At 33.1% G+C, this 2,724-nt stretch carries 2 protein-coding genes; both read right to left on the bottom strand.

The features are described from left to right. Nucleotides 1-24: 24 nt before the first annotated feature. The gene (locus IAI56_RS15440; RefSeq protein ID WP_187658712.1) at nucleotides 25-1,797 is read right to left on the bottom strand and encodes a hypothetical protein; all 1,773 of its coding nucleotides are present in this window, start codon (nucleotides 1,795-1,797) and stop codon (nucleotides 25-27) included. Then, nucleotides 1,794-2,471 carry a type II restriction-modification system restriction endonuclease gene (locus tag IAI56_RS15435; protein ID WP_187658711.1) on the bottom strand — a complete coding sequence of 226 codons (678 nt, stop codon included), beginning with the start codon at nucleotides 2,469-2,471 and terminating at the stop codon, nucleotides 1,794-1,796. The genes IAI56_RS15440 and IAI56_RS15435 overlap by 4 nt, the downstream gene beginning before the upstream one ends. Nucleotides 2,472-2,724: the final 253 nt, after the last annotated feature.

Raw genomic sequence — 2,724 nt, 5'->3', positions numbered from 1 at the left:
ATGCCCAGTGCTTCTTTTTTCGGTCTATGCAAACATTGCCATTTGTCCATTGTTTACAGGTGTCATTTCGCTAATAAAACTGTCCCACAAGTCAAGTGTCAAATTGAATTTATACTTCTCGTTTAGCGTTTCAAGTTCTGTTTGTAAGTCTGCTTTGTCAATTTGTTTTGCTAATTCTAAAAGGTCAATTCTCATTAAAACGTCTTTTGTAAAAGTCCTTTTAGCGTCCGGGAAAGTTACTGATTGCAAAAACTGAACTGTCGTATTGGAGTTTAAAAGAATTAATGCGTAAACGGCAAATTCTATTTTGTCAAAACCTATCAAATAACAAGTGTCGTCAAGCATTACAGGTTTATTGTCCTGTGGCAGAATAAGCGTAAAATGAAATGTCTTGTAAAGTCCTGATATGGCAACCTTGAAAGGTTTGAAAGAATAGTCTCCAATACCAAATATTGAAAACAAAGGTTTGTTATTATAGATACTTGATTTTCTTGCATCGAAATTTGCTTGATGCTCTGTCAGGTACTGATAAGTTTTAGGATATTCAGTTTTAATATATTTTGTTTCTTGTCCAACTTTTTTTTGAGTAACAATCGTAAACTTTCGTGTTTGATTAATTACTGTGTTTTTAAGGTCAGAACTTTTGAGAATACCGTAAACTAAACCATCTTCCAATTTCACTTCTTCATTAAGTCCATTTACATAATGTCCGTTCACTTTGTCTAACTCCATTACAGTAGAACAATCGTGTTTTAAACCTTGTCGCCAGACAAAAGGACATTCTCCGTCAATTTCTTTCGTGTGAATGTAAGTGTCAATGTTTGAAACAAATTTATCGTTCAACCAACCGAATTTGAGTTGAGATTTTAGATTGTTGTAAAAATCAAATTCTGTGCATTCAAATGTCGGTAGTGAATTTAGTTTGCAATAAAACAAAGCTGCTTCTACCGAAACATTAAACTCTTTTTTGCTATCAATACAGTGTTTTTCAATAGCTGAAATCTTGTAACGATTTTTGTTTTGGTCAAAGACAATGTTTTTGATAACAGAATTTTTAACCAACAACAATAAATTTCCTTTCATATTTTGAAAGGTCTCAATCATAGTCAGCGTTATAAATTCAGCAATATCGAAATTGCCTTTTCCTGTCATCGCATCTAAACCGCTATGATTTTTAAAATTTGTTTTTTTCGGAAGGTTTGTTGAATTTAAACTACCCAATTTTGAATTAGTTACCCAAGGTGGATTACCGATAACTAAAATATCGTTCGTTGAATGTTTCTTAGCTATTTCTTTAAAATCGAAATCAAAAACATTGCAATGAACTATTGAAATTTCTGGCTTGTTTGAATTTGGATTAGAAAGAAAAAAATCTGCAATGTTGAATTTGGTTTCCCAAACGTAAGGTTTGTAAATTTCAACACCGAAAATATTTTTAATACTTTTAAAGTTGCGTAATGAAGCAATAATAAAATTTCCCTTTCCACAGGTTGGCTCAATTACAACTTCTGGCGAAATGGTTTTTGAAGATAAGTGTAACGTAACTTTATTCGCCAAATCTGAATTGGTTTGAAAGTCGCCATATTCTGCTCTGTCGGGTTCTTCAACAATATTATTAGTAATTGAAAGAACTTCTTTAAGCCTTTCTAATTCTTCATCATTATCAAAAAAATGTATGATGCCAAAGGCATCATACATTTTTTGATTTGCCTTTTCAAAAGATGTAATCCTTTTCAGATTGTCATTTAAGTAATCTGAAACTTGATGAGTAATATTTGCTTCAAATACTTTCATCATTGAGGTTTATTATAGCTTACAATTTTGGTTATTCCTTTTACTTCATCTGTAAGAGTTACAATTCGTTGATATTGTAATCTCCATTGTAAAGCGTTTGAAATAGTCAAGTAACCCTGTTCAGGTGGAGTTTTTAAGATTTGCTCCGCTAATTTCGATAATGTTATTTCGTCTGCTGGGATATTTTTGTCTTGCAAGTAAGCAATAATGTCGGCTTCATTAGCTTTATCCTTAACCATTTCTCTTAAACGATAAGTTGTTGTATAGTCAGCCGTTCTTTCTTTTGCAACAAAAGAACAACTTACAAAATTCAAAGTTGCTGTTTTACTTTTCGGGTCGTCAGCTTTGTCGTAAACGAAAACAAGCAAGTTATAACCAAGCCCGAAAACCTTTTGTTTAGCGTCTTTGAAGGGGCAAGATGATTGAGGCTGTTTTATCGAAGTTACTTTGATGTCAGTTAAAATATCGTCAGAAGGCAGGTCAACACCGCTTGCAGAAGAACCAATTGTAACTTCGTATTTGTCGTTTAAGTGCTTTTGAAATTTCTGTTCAATCAGTGTCCCAACGGCTTTGCCGTCCGTTACTCCAAACAGTTCTTTGTGCTGAAACTTGGATTGTTCAGCACAGAAAATTTGGGCTTCTTTTATTAATGTTTCTATCGTTAATTTTTTCTTCATTCTTGTCTTAAAATGGATGTTGCTAAGTTAATATTTTTAAGGTTTAAATCTGTCCTGTTTAGTCGTCAAGTTTTACACAAAAGTTTGATGTCAAGCTACAATGTTCGTCTGTTGCACGGTCGTCATAGCATTGGGCATAACGTTTTGTGGCTTTGCATCAGGCGTGGCTAAAATGCTGATACTTTACCGTTATTAATTTACTTTGTTTTTTACTTTTTGTTGCGATTTTTCACTGTTGCCACGCTTGTGCAAA

The sequence above is a fragment of the Flavobacterium macrobrachii genome (assembly GCF_014486675.1).
GTDB lineage: Bacteria > Bacteroidota > Bacteroidia > Flavobacteriales > Flavobacteriaceae > Flavobacterium > Flavobacterium macrobrachii.
This window is presented reverse-complemented; position numbering and strand designations above follow the sequence as displayed.